This window comes from Alteribacter lacisalsi, assembly GCF_003226345.1.
Taxonomy (GTDB): domain Bacteria; phylum Bacillota; class Bacilli; order Bacillales; family Salisediminibacteriaceae; genus Alteribacter; species Alteribacter lacisalsi.
This window is the reverse complement of record NZ_PDOF01000002.1, coordinates 711,825-726,607: the sequence shown is the minus strand read 5'-3', so window position 1 is coordinate 726,607 and position 14,783 is coordinate 711,825. Positions and strand designations below refer to the sequence as shown.

Sequence of the window (14,783 nt, the reverse complement as noted above, 5' to 3'; positions counted from 1 at the left end):
CGTGTTACTCACCCGTCCGCCGCTGACGTCAGGGGAGCAAGCTCCCCATCAGTCCGCTCGACTTGCATGTATTAGGCACGCCGCCAGCGTTCGTCCTGAGCCAGGATCAAACTCTCCGTAGAAAGTTCGATGTCACTGACATCAAAAATAAAAATTTATTGACGGGATATCTTAAAATATCCCACGTTTCGCTTGGCTTTTTGTTTAGTTTTCAAAGGTCATTGCGGATTTCAGCGACTCATGTTTAAGTACGTTGTAATCCGTTTTATGTTGTCGCTCTGTTTTGCGGCGACTTTTATAATTTACCACATCCGGAAAACCAAGTCAATAACTTTTCTCGAAAAGTTTTTTGTTTGTTTTGCCGGTGGCGGCTGTCTGCGCTGATGTCTCAACGCGACGATATATAATGTACCACGCAGCAAAACAAACCGTCAATAACATTTATAAACTTTTATGAAAAAGTTTTTCCCGCCTGGTAATAACGGTGGTAAATCCCGTTGCCCTTTGTCTGCACACGCACGATATCCACGTAGCCTTTCTGAACAAGGTATTCCAGCAAAATGGTCAGATCGAGAGAGTACTCGCTCACTTCGAGGCTCGTCTTCAGCTCCTCAATCGACCACGGTTCTGTTTTACTCGCCATCAGATCCAGCAGGTGGGCGCTTCCGAGTCTCGTCTTGGACGTGAGTTCAAATTCATTGGCAATCAGAAGGAGCTCGAGCTTTTTCCCGATCGGCTCTTCTCCGGTTACGAGTTCGGAATAGAGTTTGTGGATTTCCGGCTCGATCTGTTTGACCTGCTGCCATACGGTGACCTCCGGATAAAAGCCGTGCTCGATAACGGAAAGCCGCGCCAGGTGATGAAGGGCGTGAAGAATCTGATTGTAGGAATCCAGATAGTGGCCGCCCTGGAACAGCGCTCTGCCGTCTGTAAAGCGGCGGATCAGCTTGGCAAACTCCACTCCCATACGAAGCTTTCGTTCCTCCACCGGAAAATCAAACATCTGTTCACGGAACTCTTTGACGAATTCGTTTCGGTCATACAGTACTTTTCCGTTCATGACCCAGTCAAACACGCGGCGGTTGCTGCTGTTAATCAGCCACATGTTCAGCTGCTCTGTGTGAACGAGGTGCATGGCGACCTTATATCCTTCATATGTGTAGTGTTTGGTTTCCCACAACGGTGTGTCCTCGGAAACGATCACCAGCAGTACCACGTCAAAATAATCGGTGACAGCGTCGTTCATGTCTTTACCTTCTACAAGCATCACACCTAATGTATGTAAATCACTTGTTCTGTCCTGATAGAGCTGGCGCAGAAAATCATCCATACTAAATCCTCCTGACTGTAAATAAGAACATTGTGCTAGTTGCTTTTATGTAAGTTCGACGACGGAGGGAAAATCCCTTCTCTTTCGCAAAAGGAGCTTAAATTTTACAATAGAGTGAACACAGATGTACAGTAGTTCTTCCTATTTTATATTATGATATAATTTATTTTTAGGAGGTATCTTATTTTATGGGAGCTAAATATTCGAACAAGATAAACAAGATCCGGACATTTGCCCTCGTGCTTGTGTTCGCCGGGATTATTATTATGTACCTCGGTATATTCTTTCAGACGAGTCCGTTTCTTATGACACTGTTTATGCTGCTCGGTTTTCTTGCGATTATCGGCAGTACGGTGACGTATTTCTGGATCGGGATGCTATCAACAAAGACGGTGCAGGTTGTGTGTCCTAATTGTGACAGAGCGACGAAAGTACTCGGACGTGTGGATGCATGCATGCACTGTGACGAGCCGCTCACGATGGACAAGTCCCTTGAAGGAAAAGAATTTAACGAGGCGTACAACGCCAAGAAGTAAATCTGACTGGAGCTGCGGTACTCGAAAAACGCAGACCTGAACGCCGTCCCCTGTTAAGCCGGGACGGTTTTTTTGTGTGCAGTTTTCGGACAGACAAAAAACAGCTGAAGACGTCTCGTCTCCAGCTGAAATATTAATGTTTATGCTTCTGGCAGTCAGGGCAGGTTCCGTAGATTTCCATGCGGTGATTTTTAACATTGAAGTCCGTTACATGGGCTGCAAGTGTTTCCACTTCGTTAAGTCCCGGGTAGTGAAAGTCAACGATCTTGCCGCAGTCTTCACAGATCACGTGATAGTGATCGGACGTGTTACTGTCGAATCTGCTTGAAGAATCACCATAAGTGAGTTCGCGCACTAACCCCGCTTCTTTAAAGACCCGAAGATTATTGTAGACAGTAGCGACGCTCATGTTAGGGAATTTCCCTTCAAGTGCTTTGTAAATGTCATCTGCCGTTGGATGGCTTTCGGCATCGAAAAGAAATTCAAGAATAGCATGGCGTTGAGGTGTCATACGCACTCTCGTACTTTTTAAAGACTGCAAGGCTTCTTCCAGTCGATGATTCGCCATTTCTCAACACCTCTTCCATAAAAGCATCATTCTTACTTTGTAATATTTATAATTAGTATAGCGAACAAACACCCGGCCTGTCAATCGATTCGCTTCTGCTTCAACTGCTGCTGTTATGGAAGGCCGTGAGGATCGGAAGGCTCTCTTTTGCTTCCACCACAAAAGAGGTGTAACGGCTGTCTACGTCCTTCATCTTGCCTTTCTTCGCTTCATGGTCAAGACAGATCTGCTGCATGTCTTTCTGCAGAGCGGCCACATCGTCATCCTTTACGCCAAACAGAAAGGTGGTGCTGCCTTTTTTAAGGAAGCCGCCGCTGCTTGCCAGTTCGGTCATTCGGTAGCCTTTGTCCTTCAATCCTTTTTCTAATGCGTCGCTGTACCGGTTGTGCACAACGCAGATGACTAGTTTCATCTCATAAACGCCCCTTTTATGTTCTTTCTCCAAGCGGTTTTCTGCGACCAGCTTCAATACCCTTTAGAGACATCTATTTTATTCAGGTAATTCTTCTTTTTCCCGAGAAATTCCTTCAGGTTTTCTTCAAAAATAGTGATCGCCCGGGGCTGATATTCCGGGGATATGCCAGACATGTGCGGAGTTACGGTGACGTTTTCCATCGTCCAGAACCGGTGCCCTTCAGGGAGCGGTTCCTGTTCAAAAACATCGAGGACAGCATGAGCGAGGTCCCCTGCCTCGAGTGCGTCAATTAGATCCTCTTCTTTCGTAACGGTTCCCCTTCCAATGTTGATGAATACCGCTTCTTTTTTCATTTTCCGGTACGCATCGCGGGTCAGAAGGCCGGCTGTCTCTTCAGTATGCGGAAGAACGGAAACGAGGAAATCGGCGTTTTCAAGGATCCGGTCCAGACCTCTGAATGTGCGTGTTTCATCAAAATGATCAGCCGGACGCCCGCTCCGGTTCAGACCTAGTGTGGTCATCCCAAACGCTTTTGCGAGCCGAGCAACTTCACTTCCGATCGCCCCGGCACCTAATACACCGAGTGTGCGGCCGTTCAGCTCTGTCATTGTCAGTTTACGGCTCCACACCTGATTCTGTTCCTGGCGGATGAGTGCTTTTGTCTGACGGGCGGTCTGCAGGATCACGCCCATTGTATATTCAGCCATGGGGGCCGCGTGGATGCCGCGGGCATTTGTGACAAGAATGTCCGTTTCGGCGATCACGTCAAACGGCATTTTTTCCATGCCTGCGGAGACGACCATGATCCATTTCAGGTTAGCGGCCTTTTTAATATGGTGGGGCTTGAGATCCTCCCCGTATGTAATGAGCACAGCCGCTTTACGCAGGTCACCCGATTGTTCGGTTTCTTCTATTGTACCGTGCCAGGTGAACGTGACATCGGGAAAAGAAGCCACGAGTCTGTTTCGCAGCGGTTCCTGAAAATCAGCTGAAGTGGTTACTAGGGTCATTGGCTTAAGGGCTCCTTTCCACTACGATGTGAGCAGGCAATTTTCATTATCGTATCATAATGCGGGGCATGAGGACAGGCGGATTGGCCTGTATAAGAGCGAGGAGCAAAAAAATAGCGGATGTTTGTTACGTGAGAACCGCCCCCAATTCACCCAGGAAAAGACCGCCTCCATGCCGGAGACGGTCTTCTGAGCCTGACTATTTTCGTTTCTGCTGAGGCTGATCGCGTTGACTATGGCGAATACACCTGGCAAAGCGCGCTTCCCTGCACTCGTCTTCAATCTCTTTCATACGCCAGCGAAGAGTATCCCGGTCGTGATGAATAAACATGAAGCTTGCCCCCCTTTTACGTGCCCTTAGGCTAGAGTGACAGTTCACCAAAATTGGAAATGGCCGGTCCTTCCGTTTTGTCGCCTGCTGTATTTACTTCACCGTCTTTTGTGCGGAGCAGCGTCATAACTGCGCCTTTCACTTCCGCATTCGGCGAGGTAATTGAGCCGAGAAGGTCAATAGCGTCCACTTTTGAGCGGAGAGCAGCGGCATCGACGTTTTCACCGAGACGCAGGGTGCCGGTGACAATGAGAGTGAGCTTGTCATCGAACGCCTCCAGGTCTTCCCGGGACCAGGTTTCATCTGTGATCAGCGCGTACCGGCCGCTGTATGTCAGAACCTCTGTTTCCAGCGGGTCACACCGCTCGAACAGGAGATCCTCCAGATCCTCATGGCAGACAATAACCGAAGACGAGCGAATGTGAACGATGGCTTTTTCCAAAGCTTCGCGCGTCACGTCCGGTTCAAGGACGACCGGTTTGTTCGTATAGAGCCGGCTTCCTTTAAAGCGGCGGATGGAGCGTTCTGTGAGTGTCAGTGCCTTCCCCACGTGCTCGTAGCCGTCCGGGATCACGTCGGTCACCCCGTTGATCACCGGTGCTTTGTTAAAAAGGGCCGGTTCCTGCGTTTCATACAGACGGATGACACCGTTCACTTCTAGGTCCTCGATTTTTTCCTGAAAAAGGCTCATGTCGAGATCTTCAGCAAGAGTCAGCACGCCATTTACGACCAGCTGTAAGCTGGAGCCGATCGACTGCAGATAGCGGTTCGTAAGTTCCTGGCTGCCGTTGACCGTGCGGGGCAGCTCTCCTTCATAGGTTTTGATGCCGCCCATCAGATCCTTCACCCGTTCGTTGAGTGCACCCGCTACTTCACGCGGGGCGTAGATAGCACCGTTAATCACTATACTTTCAACCTTTTCCCTGATGTCGTCTGCTGCCACGTCCTTCCCGATCACTACCTGTCCGTTTACGAGAAGGGAGAGCGGTTTTTCCACCGTCGAAAAAAAGGCCTGGTCAAGTGTAATCTGACCGTTTATCACAGTGAAATCCCTCGTCATTTCGAGCGTTTTTCCAATGTTGCCGATGTTAAGCGACGTGATCAGATGAGCCGTTTCCGGCTTGTAAAGCACACACCCGACGTTTTCGATTTTCTCGATATTGGCCACCGATTGCTCGGTTGCCTTCGTTAAGTTCAGTACCCCTACATTTCCGATTCGCTGTTTTGCCATTCGTCCTCACTCCTCCATTTTTTTACGAAGCTTCTTTACCGCTTTACTGAGCTTATACCTGACGGTAGCCGGCGGCAGCTCGAGTTGTGCGCCAATCTCCTGGCTCGTCAGACCGACCCAGTATCGTTTGAACACAATATCGCGCTCCTCATCGGACAGAGCTCTCAGCATTTCGTTCACTTCAACAGGGCTCAGCGCCTGCTCCGGAACCGGAAAGTCGAGCTCGTCTTCCCAGCCGGTGACCCGCTTTTCCCTGCGGCGGTCATCGATCAGCTGATTTTTCATCACTCTGAAAAACCACGCCCGCTGCTTGTGAACCGGGAGAGCAGCCAGTTCCGGGTGCGCCAGTGCTTTTTCGAGCGCCTGCTGGACGAGATCGTCCGCTTCCTGGCTGTGGCGTGCGATCGATCCGGCAAACCGGCTCAGTTCGTTTTCAAGTGTGCCGTAAATGGCTGTGATGTCCATTTGCTACATCTCCTGTTTTGTGCCCTGTCATTAAGATAACGGATGAGGAAGGCTGACTGTTGGATTTTTTTATGATTTCCTGGATGGGCACAGGCTAATTCCCATATATGGCCGGCTAAGTCCCATATAGCTGAAAATAAATCCCATATACGTCGTCTCACTGCCGCGCCACTACCGCAATCCTCCCGAACGCAAAAAAAGGCGAGGCACTCAGCGAGGCCTCGCGTCAAGCTTTATTATAATTGAAGAGGGATTGGGATCACCTGTACTGTAATCTATGCCCGATCCCCGCCGGTGGCATGGTTAAGTGCCCTTAAGGGCTTATTTTAATTTTTCCGGGTTCAGACCGGCGAGCTCGTCAAGGACGAATTCCCCGTCTTTCCGTACGAGCATATCGTCAAAATAAATCTCACCGCCGCCGTATTCCGGACGCTGGATCAGCACCATATCCCAGTGCACCGCCGAGCGGTTCCCGTTATCAGCATCCTCATAGGCTTCACCCGGTGTGAAATGAAGGCTGCCGCCGATCTTTTCATCAAACAGAATGTCGCCCATCGGCTTCAGAATATAAGGGTTCACCCCGATCGCAAACTCCCCGGCAAAGCGCGCACCTTCATCCGTGTCGAGAATCGCTTCGAGCTTGTCCTTCTGGTCGGCGTCCGCCTCCGTGATCCGGCCGTCTTTAAACGTGAGCTTCACATTGTTGTACGTCACGCCGCGGTACGGGCAGGGTGTATTAAACGCAATCGTCCCGTTAACGCTGTCTTTCACCGGCGAGGTATAGATTTCCCCGTCCGGAATGTTCGCTTCCCCTGCACACGGCACGACGGGAATATCCTTTATGGAAAACTGCAGGTCTGTGCCCGGCGCGGTAATCCGCACCTGTTCTGTTTTTTCCATCAGCTGTTTGAGCGGTTCAAACGCCTTCTCCATCTTTTTGTAATCAGCGGTGCAGACATCAAGGAGAAAGTCGGTAAACGCTTTTGTGCTCATCCCCGCTTTCTGGGCAAGGGCAGGCGTCGGGTAATTGAGCAACACCCAACGGCGGTTGTTGATGTAGAACTCCTGAACAGGCTTGAACACTTCGCCACGGAGCTTGAATTTTTCACTCGGAACTTCGGCCATTTCCGCATCATTTTCCTCCGCGATGATGGCAATGACGGCATCCACGTCCTCGTAACGTTTCATCGCCCAGGCCGCCTGCGTTTCGAGCTGTTCTTTTTCATATCCCATGCTCAGGTGGCGGCCGATCTCATCGTCGAGAAGCTCCGTATACGGATAGGCGCCGCGTGCATATACCTGGTCGATCAGTTCCGTCATGAGCGGCTTTGTGGCGTAATGGCCGCGAATGAGCACCCGCTCGCCTTTCTTTATTTTAATTGAATGGTCGAGAAGGACTCCCGCCAGCTTTTCAATTCTTCTGTCTGTCATGATGACTCGCTCCTTTTAATTGTCGTTTTCCACGTAGTCCTCGTTATTAAGTATTTTTCCAGGCATGGAAAAATCGGTCCCGCTTTCATATGTGGTCCCATCTTCCCTCCAGGCGATCGTGATGTAGCCGAACAAGTCAGAATCTCCATCCGTTCCGTAATACATTTCGCTGTCATCAAACGCATCCTTACTGCAGAACGTGCACACTTCCTCGATCGCAATCATGCCGTCAAACTCCTCGTCCACATTTAAATCCTGATAATAAAAGCTTCCCATTGGATTATAAAACTGCACGAACACTTCCACAGCTTCAACATCAGCGCCCCGCTCTTTGTCTCTCATGGAAAGATCAAACCCGACGATCGGCTCCTCTGTGTCTTCAAAGTCAGCCCACAGTTCCAGTTTCCACTTATTATTACCTTCTCCGGCCCCCTGCATCACATTTCCTGATGCATCCCAATCTCGTTCCACTTCCTCAACAGCAGCAGGCTCCTGGAAAAAGAACATGGCTCCTCCGATGACCGCAACAATGAGGAGAATCGGCAAAATCTGTTTCATTCGTACCTCACCTCGTTTTCCCTGCCTCTATCCTACCAAAATCCTTTCCCCGTGTGGGTATATCAAAGAAGAATTTTTCTTAATTTTCCATAAATGGTATTCTGACTCGTCTGAGTCGTGGTACGATAATACTGAGCACACGGAAAGGAATGACGAACGTATGAAACGTTTATTCGCATACATAACCGGGGCAGCCGCGATCATGCTTGCCTCCGCCTGCAGCGAGGATGCTTCAGGCAGCGAGCCGGATTTCTCCGGGAATCTGCTTAACGCCTATCAGATAACGGGCATGGCCACTGTATTTATAGAAGACAACGTGTCAGGAACCGACTTCGACCCGGACATTCTGCGCAGCCGTCATGATGAAGTGCTGGACGATTATGAGCTCGAAGCGTACCGGATCACATTTGACGATGAGACAACCATTATATTTGCCGATACCGGGGAGGAAATTACATACGACACTGAAGAAGAACGGATGTATACACCCTATTTCCTTTCACTTGGTCAGGAAGTTTCTGTGAAGGTAAGAGAGGATTTCGAACCTGTAATCAGTACTCACCTCAGTTCCAGATCCCCTTACGAGTGGTCGCTGATTCCCATCTATACCGCTGAAACTATCGAAGTTGGGAATGTGAGCATAGACACACTCATCAGCATGTATTCCTTTACCGATTATTATGATCATACGCCTGTCATTCAAGTTCTCTCCTTTATGGATGATTCATTGTACAGCGAGGATCGCCAGCATATCCACGAAAAGTTCTACGATTATTTCAGTCAAGATCAGCATGTGGTATACAGTCAGGTGGGCGGCGAGGAAAACCTCATGTTCTTTGATCACCTGTTTGACGAATTTCCTCACTACCTCGTACTGGAAGACGAAGAACTGATTTACGAAACCGGCGACCTGGATGATATTTTCCGGTTTCTGGACGACGATCTGGGGCTTGAAAAAAACTGACCGCGTCCCATAGTAATGGCGCCCCTCAACGCAAGGCGCCTTTTACTGTTCCTCTTCAAATGCCATGAGTGCCCGTACCGGAATCGGCTGGCCGCCGATGCTTGTGCTGTGAGTTTCGCCGCCCGCATTCCACGTCAGGCGCACCTTCGTGTTGAGTCCTGTTTCGGTAAAACGGGCCGGGTCCGAGCAGAAGTCACACGCCTCCCGGTATTCAAAGGTGCCATCGAAATCCTCCAGCTCCGTTTCCTTAACAAAAAAGCCATTTGCCGGTTTGTCAATGAGAAAAGTGAATTCAAATTTCTCCAGTTCCCTCGGTTCGAGCTGATATTCAAGCTGCACGCCTATATCAGCTCCGTCCTCACCTTCATCGAGAAACACGATCATTTCCCATTCATTATCATTTTGATTTGACGTGAGGTTCGTTTCCCAATACGGCTCCTCGGTTTCGGCTTCCTCTTCCGGATCCTGAAAGTACACGATCGCAACGGCAATCAGAGCAGCGATCAGGACAAGGGGCAGGATCTGTTTCATCGTTTTCACCTCAAAACTGTCCTCAATGTTCCTCTATCATAACAAAATGTTCGGAATTTTGTTACGATAATGGTAACAACTGTATCCAGGAGGCCATTATGAAACGATTATTCGCAGCAGGCGCCGCAGTTCTTTTCTTATCAGGATGCGGTGGTGAGGAAGAAGCGGGCTATGATTTTGAAGGCAGACTTATCGCCAATGCCTACGGTGAACTGCTCCCGGTGTTTGTAGACGACAATCTTACTGAGGAAGAGTACCTCGCATTTCACGAGGACCCTTCCGCTGTGGATGATTACGAGGCGGAAGTATACAGACTCCTGGTGACCGAGGATACGAAAGTCTTCATTGGCGAAGACGAAGTGGAAGTGAGCGCCGAATTCAGCTATCCCCTGTCGGATTTCTTCAGCCCCTTTTTAAGGGAGGAAGCGGGAATCCGGGTGAAAACGAAAGAAGCATTTGAACCTGAAGTCACGACAGGCTCTGAGTACCTGCTGCACCAGAGACCGGAATTTACCCCAGTGTACACGGCAGAATCTGTCTACCTGGAAGAGGTCAGTATGGAGCAGCTCATTGAGGGGTTCATGGATGATATCCGGCCGCTTGAGGATGGATACGGAATTCTCATCTTTACAGACCTTCCGTTCAGCCAGGATAATTTCATGGAGGCACGTTCCTTATTTGACAACTATCACTTTCCCGGGGACAGTTTCGTCATTAATCAGGTGTACTTCACCACGGAAGCCGGGATGTATGATGATGCGGTGGATGCGTATCCGTACTATGTATTCATGAACGACAGCCGGGTGATTACAGAGACTTCCGATGAGGATGAACTGAGGACACTTCTGGAGGAGGAGGGGTTTGAGCGAGGGAGAAGCATACAATAGAAGAAACACAAATAAGGCGCCCCCGTCCTCGTGATGGCAGGCGCCTTTATTGTGTGCCCCTTACATGGAGCAGATTGATTTCCGGCGGGTTGAACAGGCGGAACTTCAGGAGAGGCACCGGTCCGCCGCTTCCGAGTCCGCCGCTCACGTACTGCTTTGTATTCTCATACTGCCACGGGCCTGTCACCCGGTCCTGAGGCGGAAATAGACCGTAGCGGGGAAAATAAGGCTCGGGAATAATAAAGGCTCCGAAAAACGGAACCCTGAACTGCCCGGCGTGATAGTGGCCTGCAAGAATTAAATCAAATTCCCGGTAGGAAAGGTGATCGTACTGTTTGATCTGGGCCATCCGCTCGTCCTGAACCGGGTAATGGTTCAGGGCGATCACCACTTCCCCGTCCGCAGGATCTTCGAGAAAATCGAGCTCGGACATAAGTGCTTCATGATGAAGAATGTACGATTCATAGTGAGGATGATCCCAGGGGATCCGCCCACCTTCCAGGTGATTCAGGCTCTGACGGACATTGCCGATGGCATATTCCAGATACACAAAATGGTAAGTCTGGCCGTCCGCATGATCAAAGGAATAGACGGACTCCACCAGATCAACGCCGAGCGCCTCCAGCTCCTGAATAAACCGGCTTTTCTCCACCGTGCCGTCCTCGCCTACCGCATAACTGTACGGGTCGGAATTTCCCGGGACGAACAGGGCGTGCTCCAGATTGCTGACCGCTTCAATTAAGTCAAAAAACGGTGCCGTGTTCGTACTCTCGAGTCCATCGAGCATATCACCGGTAAAGACGATCACATCGTACTCCAACTCGTTGATCCGGTCCACGAGACGCTGCTGGTTTTCTCCGAACGTTTTCTCGTGCAGATCGGTGACGTGGAGGATGCGGATGTCCGCCGACCCGTCGGCTGCCATCAGCTCGATCTCTTCCTCCACCGTGACGATGCGGTTATTGTCCCAGACCACGTAGATGATAAATACGATAAACATGACAAGCAGGCCGAGCCAGACCACCCGTTTTCCCCCTAGACGCGTCATCTTCATTCACACCACCGGTCATGTGGCCTGCATCTGGTTTCTGAGAAGGCTCTTAAACACACCGCTCTTATCACCGGCAAGCTTCGTATATTCCCCGTTCTGAATGACTTTTCCATCTTCAAGGACGATCACCTGATCCGCATTGCGAATCGTCGACAGACGATGGGCAATCACCACAATCGTCATTTTCCCTTTCAGGCGGTCGATGGCAGCCTGAATTTTCTTCTCGTTTTCCGTATCAAGGGCGCTCGTCGCCTCATCGAGCACGAGTATTGACGGCTGACGCAGAATTGCCCGGGCAAGCACGAGGCGCTGGCGCTCCCCGCCGGAAAGACGGATGCCCCGGTCCCCGATGAGCGAGTCGAGCCCGTCATCAAGCTTTTCCACAAATTCCGCTGCCGACGAAAACGCCAGCGCCTCCCAGATTTCCTCTTCGGTTGCATCCGGTTTCATCAGCATCATGTTTTCCCTGATCGTCGCGTTAAAAAGAAACGGATCCTGCGGCACATAGCTGATCGCTTTTCTGAGTGACACGAGGGTCTCGGAGGTGAGCGGCTTTCCATCAAACAGCACCTCGCCGCTCTCCGGCTGGTTCAGTCCCATCAAAAGATCAATGAGCGTACTTTTCCCGGCTCCCGACCGGCCGACAACGGCGGTCATCTGGTTTGCCGGGATGTAAGTGCTAACATCGTTGAGCGCAAGTTTCTCTGCATCTTTGTTGTAGCGGAACATCACGTTCCGGCAGGTGATGCCGTTCTTTACTTTCAGGGCAGGGATACTCTTATCTCCACTCGCTCTGAACTCCTCAGCATTACGACATTCCTGCTGCATAGCCATTACAGCTCTAAAAGCCGGGATATTAGTTGCCAGTTGTTCAAGAGACCCCTGTATACCGGTCACTTTGGGCCAGAGACGTCCGAAAATGACAATAATAAGCAGCAGCTGTGCTGCCTGAGCGTGAAAGAGGCTGATTGCCACGAAAATAAATACAGCGATCAGAACAGCCGAAGCAACCTTATAGTAAAGCTGAGATGTAGTTTTCAGCTTTGTATAGGCCACCTGCTCATTTCTTATTTGATCTGTGATCCCGCGGTACCAGTCCAGCCGTGAATCTTCCAAGGTATTGCTTTTAATGTCTTTAATTCCGTTAATCTGATCGGTGATACCCGCCATGTACCTCTTTCCAAGTTCATAATTACGACTTCCCAGCGACATTGATCGTCTAAGAAAGGTTCTCGAAAAGAAAAGAAGAATAATACCAAATAATAGTATGAATACCGTAATCGAAGGTGACAGCCAGAAAGCCAGTCCGATCTGAATGACAGTAAAGACGAGAGAAGCGAGAAACTGTAAAAAAGAACTTGTACCTGAGCTGGCACGGGCCAACTCAGCGGTGAGAACATTGATCAAATCCGATTTACGTATTTTAATGAAGTAATTCCAGTTGGCGTGAAGCAGTGATTCATATGTTTCAACTCGCATATGCCGGAAAAAACCTTGCTGAATTTCTGCATTTTTGACTTGTATAACTTTCTGCAGAAGATTCTGTACAATTGAAATTAATACAAAGATGCCAAGAATAATTGGCAGTCCAGTAGATGGAGGGATCGATTCGATGAATTGAAACAGTCCGGCAACAGGGGTCCCAGCTGTTTCGAGCTGGACAATTCCCGTCATGGCGATCATAGGAATGAGGAGAAGAATGCCCACCCCTTCCAGAAGACCGATTCCGGCCATGGCCAGCATATTAATGTAAAGACCCTTCCCTGCATAACCGTGAATCTGTTTTACGAAGTACAGAATCGCATTCATTCGAACTCCTCCTACGTTAACTCATGTTTTCTCGTTTTCCGCCAGACCCAGAGAACCGGACGGAGCGGAAAATAAAGCCAGTGAAGTCCTGAAGGCAAAGGCAGAAGCTCTGCGTCTTCAGGGTATGGATATAAAAAACTTAAAATGAACAATACCTTTTGCGGTTTGGACATGAGTGAGAATAGATGCTGCTTATGATGCTCCGAAATGTGTTCCGGCAGCGGCTCGTTGTGAAGATTGATCAAATTCTCCAGATAAAATACGGCATCCTGTGCGAGCCGCTCAGCACGTCTGCTGTACCAATGCTTTCGGACGGCATGGGGCAGCTCTGATCCGAATAAATTTTCCGAAAGAACAAGAGCCTGCCCCCCAGTCGGTGTGCGATGGAATTTTCTCATCAGGGAGGCTGCCTTGTTCCAGTTAAGGTCCAACTGCACCAGATGATGAATATCTAGAAGCCAGCGCAATCGTGACCAGCCATGCCGTGCACCGTGAGATGTTAAAAAATAAAATAAGTCCTCTTTTCCCAAGTAATAAACCGGTCTTCCTGTTACCGTACTCACGTTTTTCCGCTGCCACAGCTCCTTAAAGCCTGGCTCTTTCCCGGGGCCAGGATGGAGCCGCCAGTGAATTTCAAGCTTCGTCCGCTTCACTGGATGATAGTACGTAACATGATGATGCCGCCATTTCCAGTCACCAAGAATGGTATCGATATAGTCGTCTTTGACGTATCCCATTTCCTGCAGGAGAGTTTCAGCCTGCTCAAGGTCTTTCATGGGGACGAGAAAATCAAGATCACTTGACGTTCTCAGAGACACATCTCCGTACAATAGTTTCGCAAGAACAGGGCCTTTGAGAAAGAGAAGGGGTATTTCCTGCTTCTGAAAAACACTGTTTACCCGCTCCATTTCAGCACTGAGCTGAAGCATCAGAAACATATTCCGTTTATATTCGAACGCAAACTGCTCCTTCACCTGTGCCGGAATAAACACGTGATGTTTCAGTTTGCTGTTCATAAGAGGATGGAGCCGATGATGATATACGAGTTCCGTAAAATGAGACCAATCAATTCCTTCAGCGTTCATCTGTTCAAGCCGCTCTATTCGCGGCTCCTGTCTCACAAGTTCCATCAGCAGTTTCAATTCCAGAGGGACATTCTTAATGTTTAGTGTGTTTTGCTCAGCCATAGGACGCTCCCCGGACCTTTCTGCGGTCTGATGTTTTCGCGTATGTAGCGACCACCGTAAATTTTTCTTTTCCTTCTGCTCCGGATACGAAAAAAGGACCGCTCCGAAGCCAGGCGTGGGCGGCCAACTTCCCGGTTTCGTCCTTCCCGGTTCCGAGATATAACGTTGTATCCACACCTCTTCTTGAAAGCATCTTCTGCGCTGCCACCGCTTTTACAAGGCACTCACTTTCCCAGAACGCATAACGGCTCATCATGTGTACGGCCTGCGACACCCTGGCTATCGTCCTTTTTTCCTGCAGATTAAGATCAGCTGGCGTTTCCTTCATGGTCTCTCCCAGTGAAGGGGCTACTTTTGAGAACGGCAGGAGCTTGAGAATCCTGGCATACGCAAGAAACCCATACGCCTCAGCCAGAATCCCAGCAGTTGCTCCGTCCAAATTCCTAAGCGCTTTAATCTTACTCATGCCATTCACCCCC

At 49.6% G+C, this 14,783-nt stretch carries 17 protein-coding genes and 1 rRNA gene; 3 read left to right on the top strand and 15 right to left on the bottom strand.

Annotation, left to right across the window (positions count from 1 at the left end):
- Both CR205_RS15060 and CR205_RS15055 read right to left on the bottom strand, forming a co-directional pair.
- Nucleotides 1–122, bottom strand: a 16S ribosomal RNA gene (locus tag CR205_RS15060); the annotation flags it as partial.
- 329 nt (nucleotides 123–451) lie between these two features.
- On the bottom strand, nucleotides 452–1,330 hold the full coding sequence (locus CR205_RS15055; RefSeq protein ID WP_110520923.1) for a nucleotidyltransferase-like protein: 879 nt from the start codon (nucleotides 1,328–1,330) through the stop codon (nucleotides 452–454).
- A gap of 188 nt (nucleotides 1,331–1,518) precedes the next feature.
- On the opposite strand from CR205_RS15055, the gene CR205_RS15050 reads away from it, so the two are divergent.
- Nucleotides 1,519–1,866, top strand: coding sequence for a YgzB family protein (locus tag CR205_RS15050; protein WP_110520922.1), 348 nt, complete (start codon nucleotides 1,519–1,521; stop codon nucleotides 1,864–1,866).
- Nucleotides 1,867–1,999: 133 nt separating this feature from the next.
- On the opposite strand, the gene perR is transcribed toward CR205_RS15050, so the two are convergent.
- From perR to CR205_RS15015, 8 genes are all read right to left on the bottom strand, one after another.
- Nucleotides 2,000–2,434 (bottom strand): peroxide-responsive transcriptional repressor PerR, encoded by a 435-nt coding sequence (perR, locus tag CR205_RS15045; protein WP_110520921.1) that lies wholly within the window; start codon nucleotides 2,432–2,434, stop codon nucleotides 2,000–2,002.
- Between the two features lie 100 nt (nucleotides 2,435–2,534).
- Nucleotides 2,535–2,846 (bottom strand): cyclic-di-AMP receptor, encoded by a 312-nt coding sequence (locus CR205_RS15040; protein WP_110520920.1) that lies wholly within the window; start codon nucleotides 2,844–2,846, stop codon nucleotides 2,535–2,537.
- A 53-nt stretch (nucleotides 2,847–2,899) separates the two neighbouring features.
- Complete coding sequence (locus CR205_RS15035; protein WP_110520919.1) at nucleotides 2,900–3,859, bottom strand: D-2-hydroxyacid dehydrogenase; 960 nt, start codon at nucleotides 3,857–3,859, stop codon at nucleotides 2,900–2,902.
- A gap of 199 nt (nucleotides 3,860–4,058) precedes the next feature.
- A complete protein-coding gene (locus CR205_RS20735; protein ID WP_268877424.1) occupies nucleotides 4,059–4,190 on the bottom strand; it encodes a hypothetical protein in 132 nt (43 codons plus the stop codon).
- Between the two features lie 31 nt (nucleotides 4,191–4,221).
- Nucleotides 4,222–5,421, bottom strand: coding sequence for a hypothetical protein (locus CR205_RS15030; RefSeq protein WP_110520918.1), 1,200 nt, complete (start codon nucleotides 5,419–5,421; stop codon nucleotides 4,222–4,224).
- 6 nt (nucleotides 5,422–5,427) lie between these two features.
- Entirely contained in the window at nucleotides 5,428–5,886 is a 459-nt protein-coding gene (locus tag CR205_RS15025; RefSeq protein ID WP_110520917.1) for an RNA polymerase sigma factor, read from the bottom strand.
- Nucleotides 5,887–6,207: 321 nt separating this feature from the next.
- Nucleotides 6,208–7,317, bottom strand: coding sequence for an aminopeptidase (locus CR205_RS15020; protein ID WP_110520916.1), 1,110 nt, complete (start codon nucleotides 7,315–7,317; stop codon nucleotides 6,208–6,210).
- 15 nt (nucleotides 7,318–7,332) lie between these two features.
- Nucleotides 7,333–7,875 carry a hypothetical protein gene (locus tag CR205_RS15015; protein WP_110520915.1) on the bottom strand — a complete coding sequence of 181 codons (543 nt, stop codon included), beginning with the start codon at nucleotides 7,873–7,875 and terminating at the stop codon, nucleotides 7,333–7,335.
- A gap of 160 nt (nucleotides 7,876–8,035) precedes the next feature.
- On the opposite strand from CR205_RS15015, the gene CR205_RS15010 reads away from it, so the two are divergent.
- Nucleotides 8,036–8,839: a hypothetical protein gene (locus CR205_RS15010; protein ID WP_110520914.1), complete on the top strand. Its 804-nt coding sequence runs from the start codon at nucleotides 8,036–8,038 to the stop codon at nucleotides 8,837–8,839.
- A gap of 42 nt (nucleotides 8,840–8,881) precedes the next feature.
- Here CR205_RS15010 and CR205_RS15005 read toward each other — a convergent pair whose 3' ends face one another.
- Nucleotides 8,882–9,379 carry a hypothetical protein gene (locus tag CR205_RS15005; RefSeq protein WP_142669901.1) on the bottom strand — a complete coding sequence of 166 codons (498 nt, stop codon included), beginning with the start codon at nucleotides 9,377–9,379 and terminating at the stop codon, nucleotides 8,882–8,884.
- 89 nt (nucleotides 9,380–9,468) lie between these two features.
- On the opposite strand from CR205_RS15005, the gene CR205_RS15000 reads away from it, so the two are divergent.
- A complete protein-coding gene (locus tag CR205_RS15000; protein WP_110520912.1) occupies nucleotides 9,469–10,257 on the top strand; it encodes a hypothetical protein in 789 nt (262 codons plus the stop codon).
- Nucleotides 10,258–10,303: 46 nt separating this feature from the next.
- Here the strand turns inward: CR205_RS15000 and CR205_RS14995 are convergent, their stop codons facing one another.
- From CR205_RS14995 to CR205_RS14980, 4 genes are read right to left on the bottom strand one after another with little or no spacing between them, the layout of a single operon-like run.
- Nucleotides 10,304–11,305 (bottom strand): metallophosphoesterase, encoded by a 1,002-nt coding sequence (locus CR205_RS14995; RefSeq protein ID WP_161524797.1) that lies wholly within the window; start codon nucleotides 11,303–11,305, stop codon nucleotides 10,304–10,306.
- A gap of 18 nt (nucleotides 11,306–11,323) precedes the next feature.
- The gene (locus CR205_RS14990) at nucleotides 11,324–13,117 is read right to left on the bottom strand and encodes an ABC transporter ATP-binding protein (protein ID WP_110520910.1); all 1,794 of its coding nucleotides are present in this window, start codon (nucleotides 13,115–13,117) and stop codon (nucleotides 11,324–11,326) included.
- An 11-nt stretch (nucleotides 13,118–13,128) separates the two neighbouring features.
- The gene (locus CR205_RS14985; RefSeq protein ID WP_110520909.1) at nucleotides 13,129–14,304 is read right to left on the bottom strand and encodes a nucleotidyltransferase domain-containing protein; all 1,176 of its coding nucleotides are present in this window, start codon (nucleotides 14,302–14,304) and stop codon (nucleotides 13,129–13,131) included.
- On the bottom strand, nucleotides 14,297–14,779 hold the full coding sequence (locus CR205_RS14980; protein WP_110520984.1) for a lasso peptide biosynthesis B2 protein: 483 nt from the start codon (nucleotides 14,777–14,779) through the stop codon (nucleotides 14,297–14,299). The genes CR205_RS14985 and CR205_RS14980 overlap by 8 nt, the downstream gene beginning before the upstream one ends.
- Between the last annotated feature and the right edge of the window lie 4 nt (nucleotides 14,780–14,783).

What these genes read in the sequence shown, in the direction of transcription:
- CR205_RS15055 (WP_110520923.1), bottom strand. Translation starts at nt 1,330, where the DNA reads ATGGATGATTTTCTGCGCCAGCTCTATCAGGACAGAACAAGTGATTTA.
- CR205_RS15050 (WP_110520922.1), top strand. Translation starts at nt 1,519, where the DNA reads ATGGGAGCTAAATATTCGAACAAGATAAACAAGATCCGGACATTTGCC.
- perR (WP_110520921.1), bottom strand. Translation starts at nt 2,434, where the DNA reads ATGGCGAATCATCGACTGGAAGAAGCCTTGCAGTCTTTAAAAAGTACG.
- CR205_RS15040 (WP_110520920.1), bottom strand. Translation starts at nt 2,846, where the DNA reads ATGAAACTAGTCATCTGCGTTGTGCACAACCGGTACAGCGACGCATTA.
- CR205_RS15035 (WP_110520919.1), bottom strand. Translation starts at nt 3,859, where the DNA reads ATGACCCTAGTAACCACTTCAGCTGATTTTCAGGAACCGCTGCGAAAC.
- CR205_RS20735 (WP_268877424.1), bottom strand. Translation starts at nt 4,190, where the DNA reads ATGTTTATTCATCACGACCGGGATACTCTTCGCTGGCGTATGAAAGAG.
- CR205_RS15030 (WP_110520918.1), bottom strand. Translation starts at nt 5,421, where the DNA reads ATGGCAAAACAGCGAATCGGAAATGTAGGGGTACTGAACTTAACGAAG.
- CR205_RS15025 (WP_110520917.1), bottom strand. Translation starts at nt 5,886, where the DNA reads ATGGACATCACAGCCATTTACGGCACACTTGAAAACGAACTGAGCCGG.
- CR205_RS15020 (WP_110520916.1), bottom strand. Translation starts at nt 7,317, where the DNA reads ATGACAGACAGAAGAATTGAAAAGCTGGCGGGAGTCCTTCTCGACCAT.
- CR205_RS15015 (WP_110520915.1), bottom strand. Translation starts at nt 7,875, where the DNA reads ATGAAACAGATTTTGCCGATTCTCCTCATTGTTGCGGTCATCGGAGGA.
- CR205_RS15010 (WP_110520914.1), top strand. Translation starts at nt 8,036, where the DNA reads ATGAAACGTTTATTCGCATACATAACCGGGGCAGCCGCGATCATGCTT.
- CR205_RS15000 (WP_110520912.1), top strand. Translation starts at nt 9,469, where the DNA reads ATGAAACGATTATTCGCAGCAGGCGCCGCAGTTCTTTTCTTATCAGGA.
- CR205_RS14995 (WP_161524797.1), bottom strand. Translation starts at nt 11,305, where the DNA reads ATGACGCGTCTAGGGGGAAAACGGGTGGTCTGGCTCGGCCTGCTTGTC.
- CR205_RS14990 (WP_110520910.1), bottom strand. Translation starts at nt 13,117, where the DNA reads ATGAATGCGATTCTGTACTTCGTAAAACAGATTCACGGTTATGCAGGG.
- CR205_RS14985 (WP_110520909.1), bottom strand. Translation starts at nt 14,304, where the DNA reads ATGGCTGAGCAAAACACACTAAACATTAAGAATGTCCCTCTGGAATTG.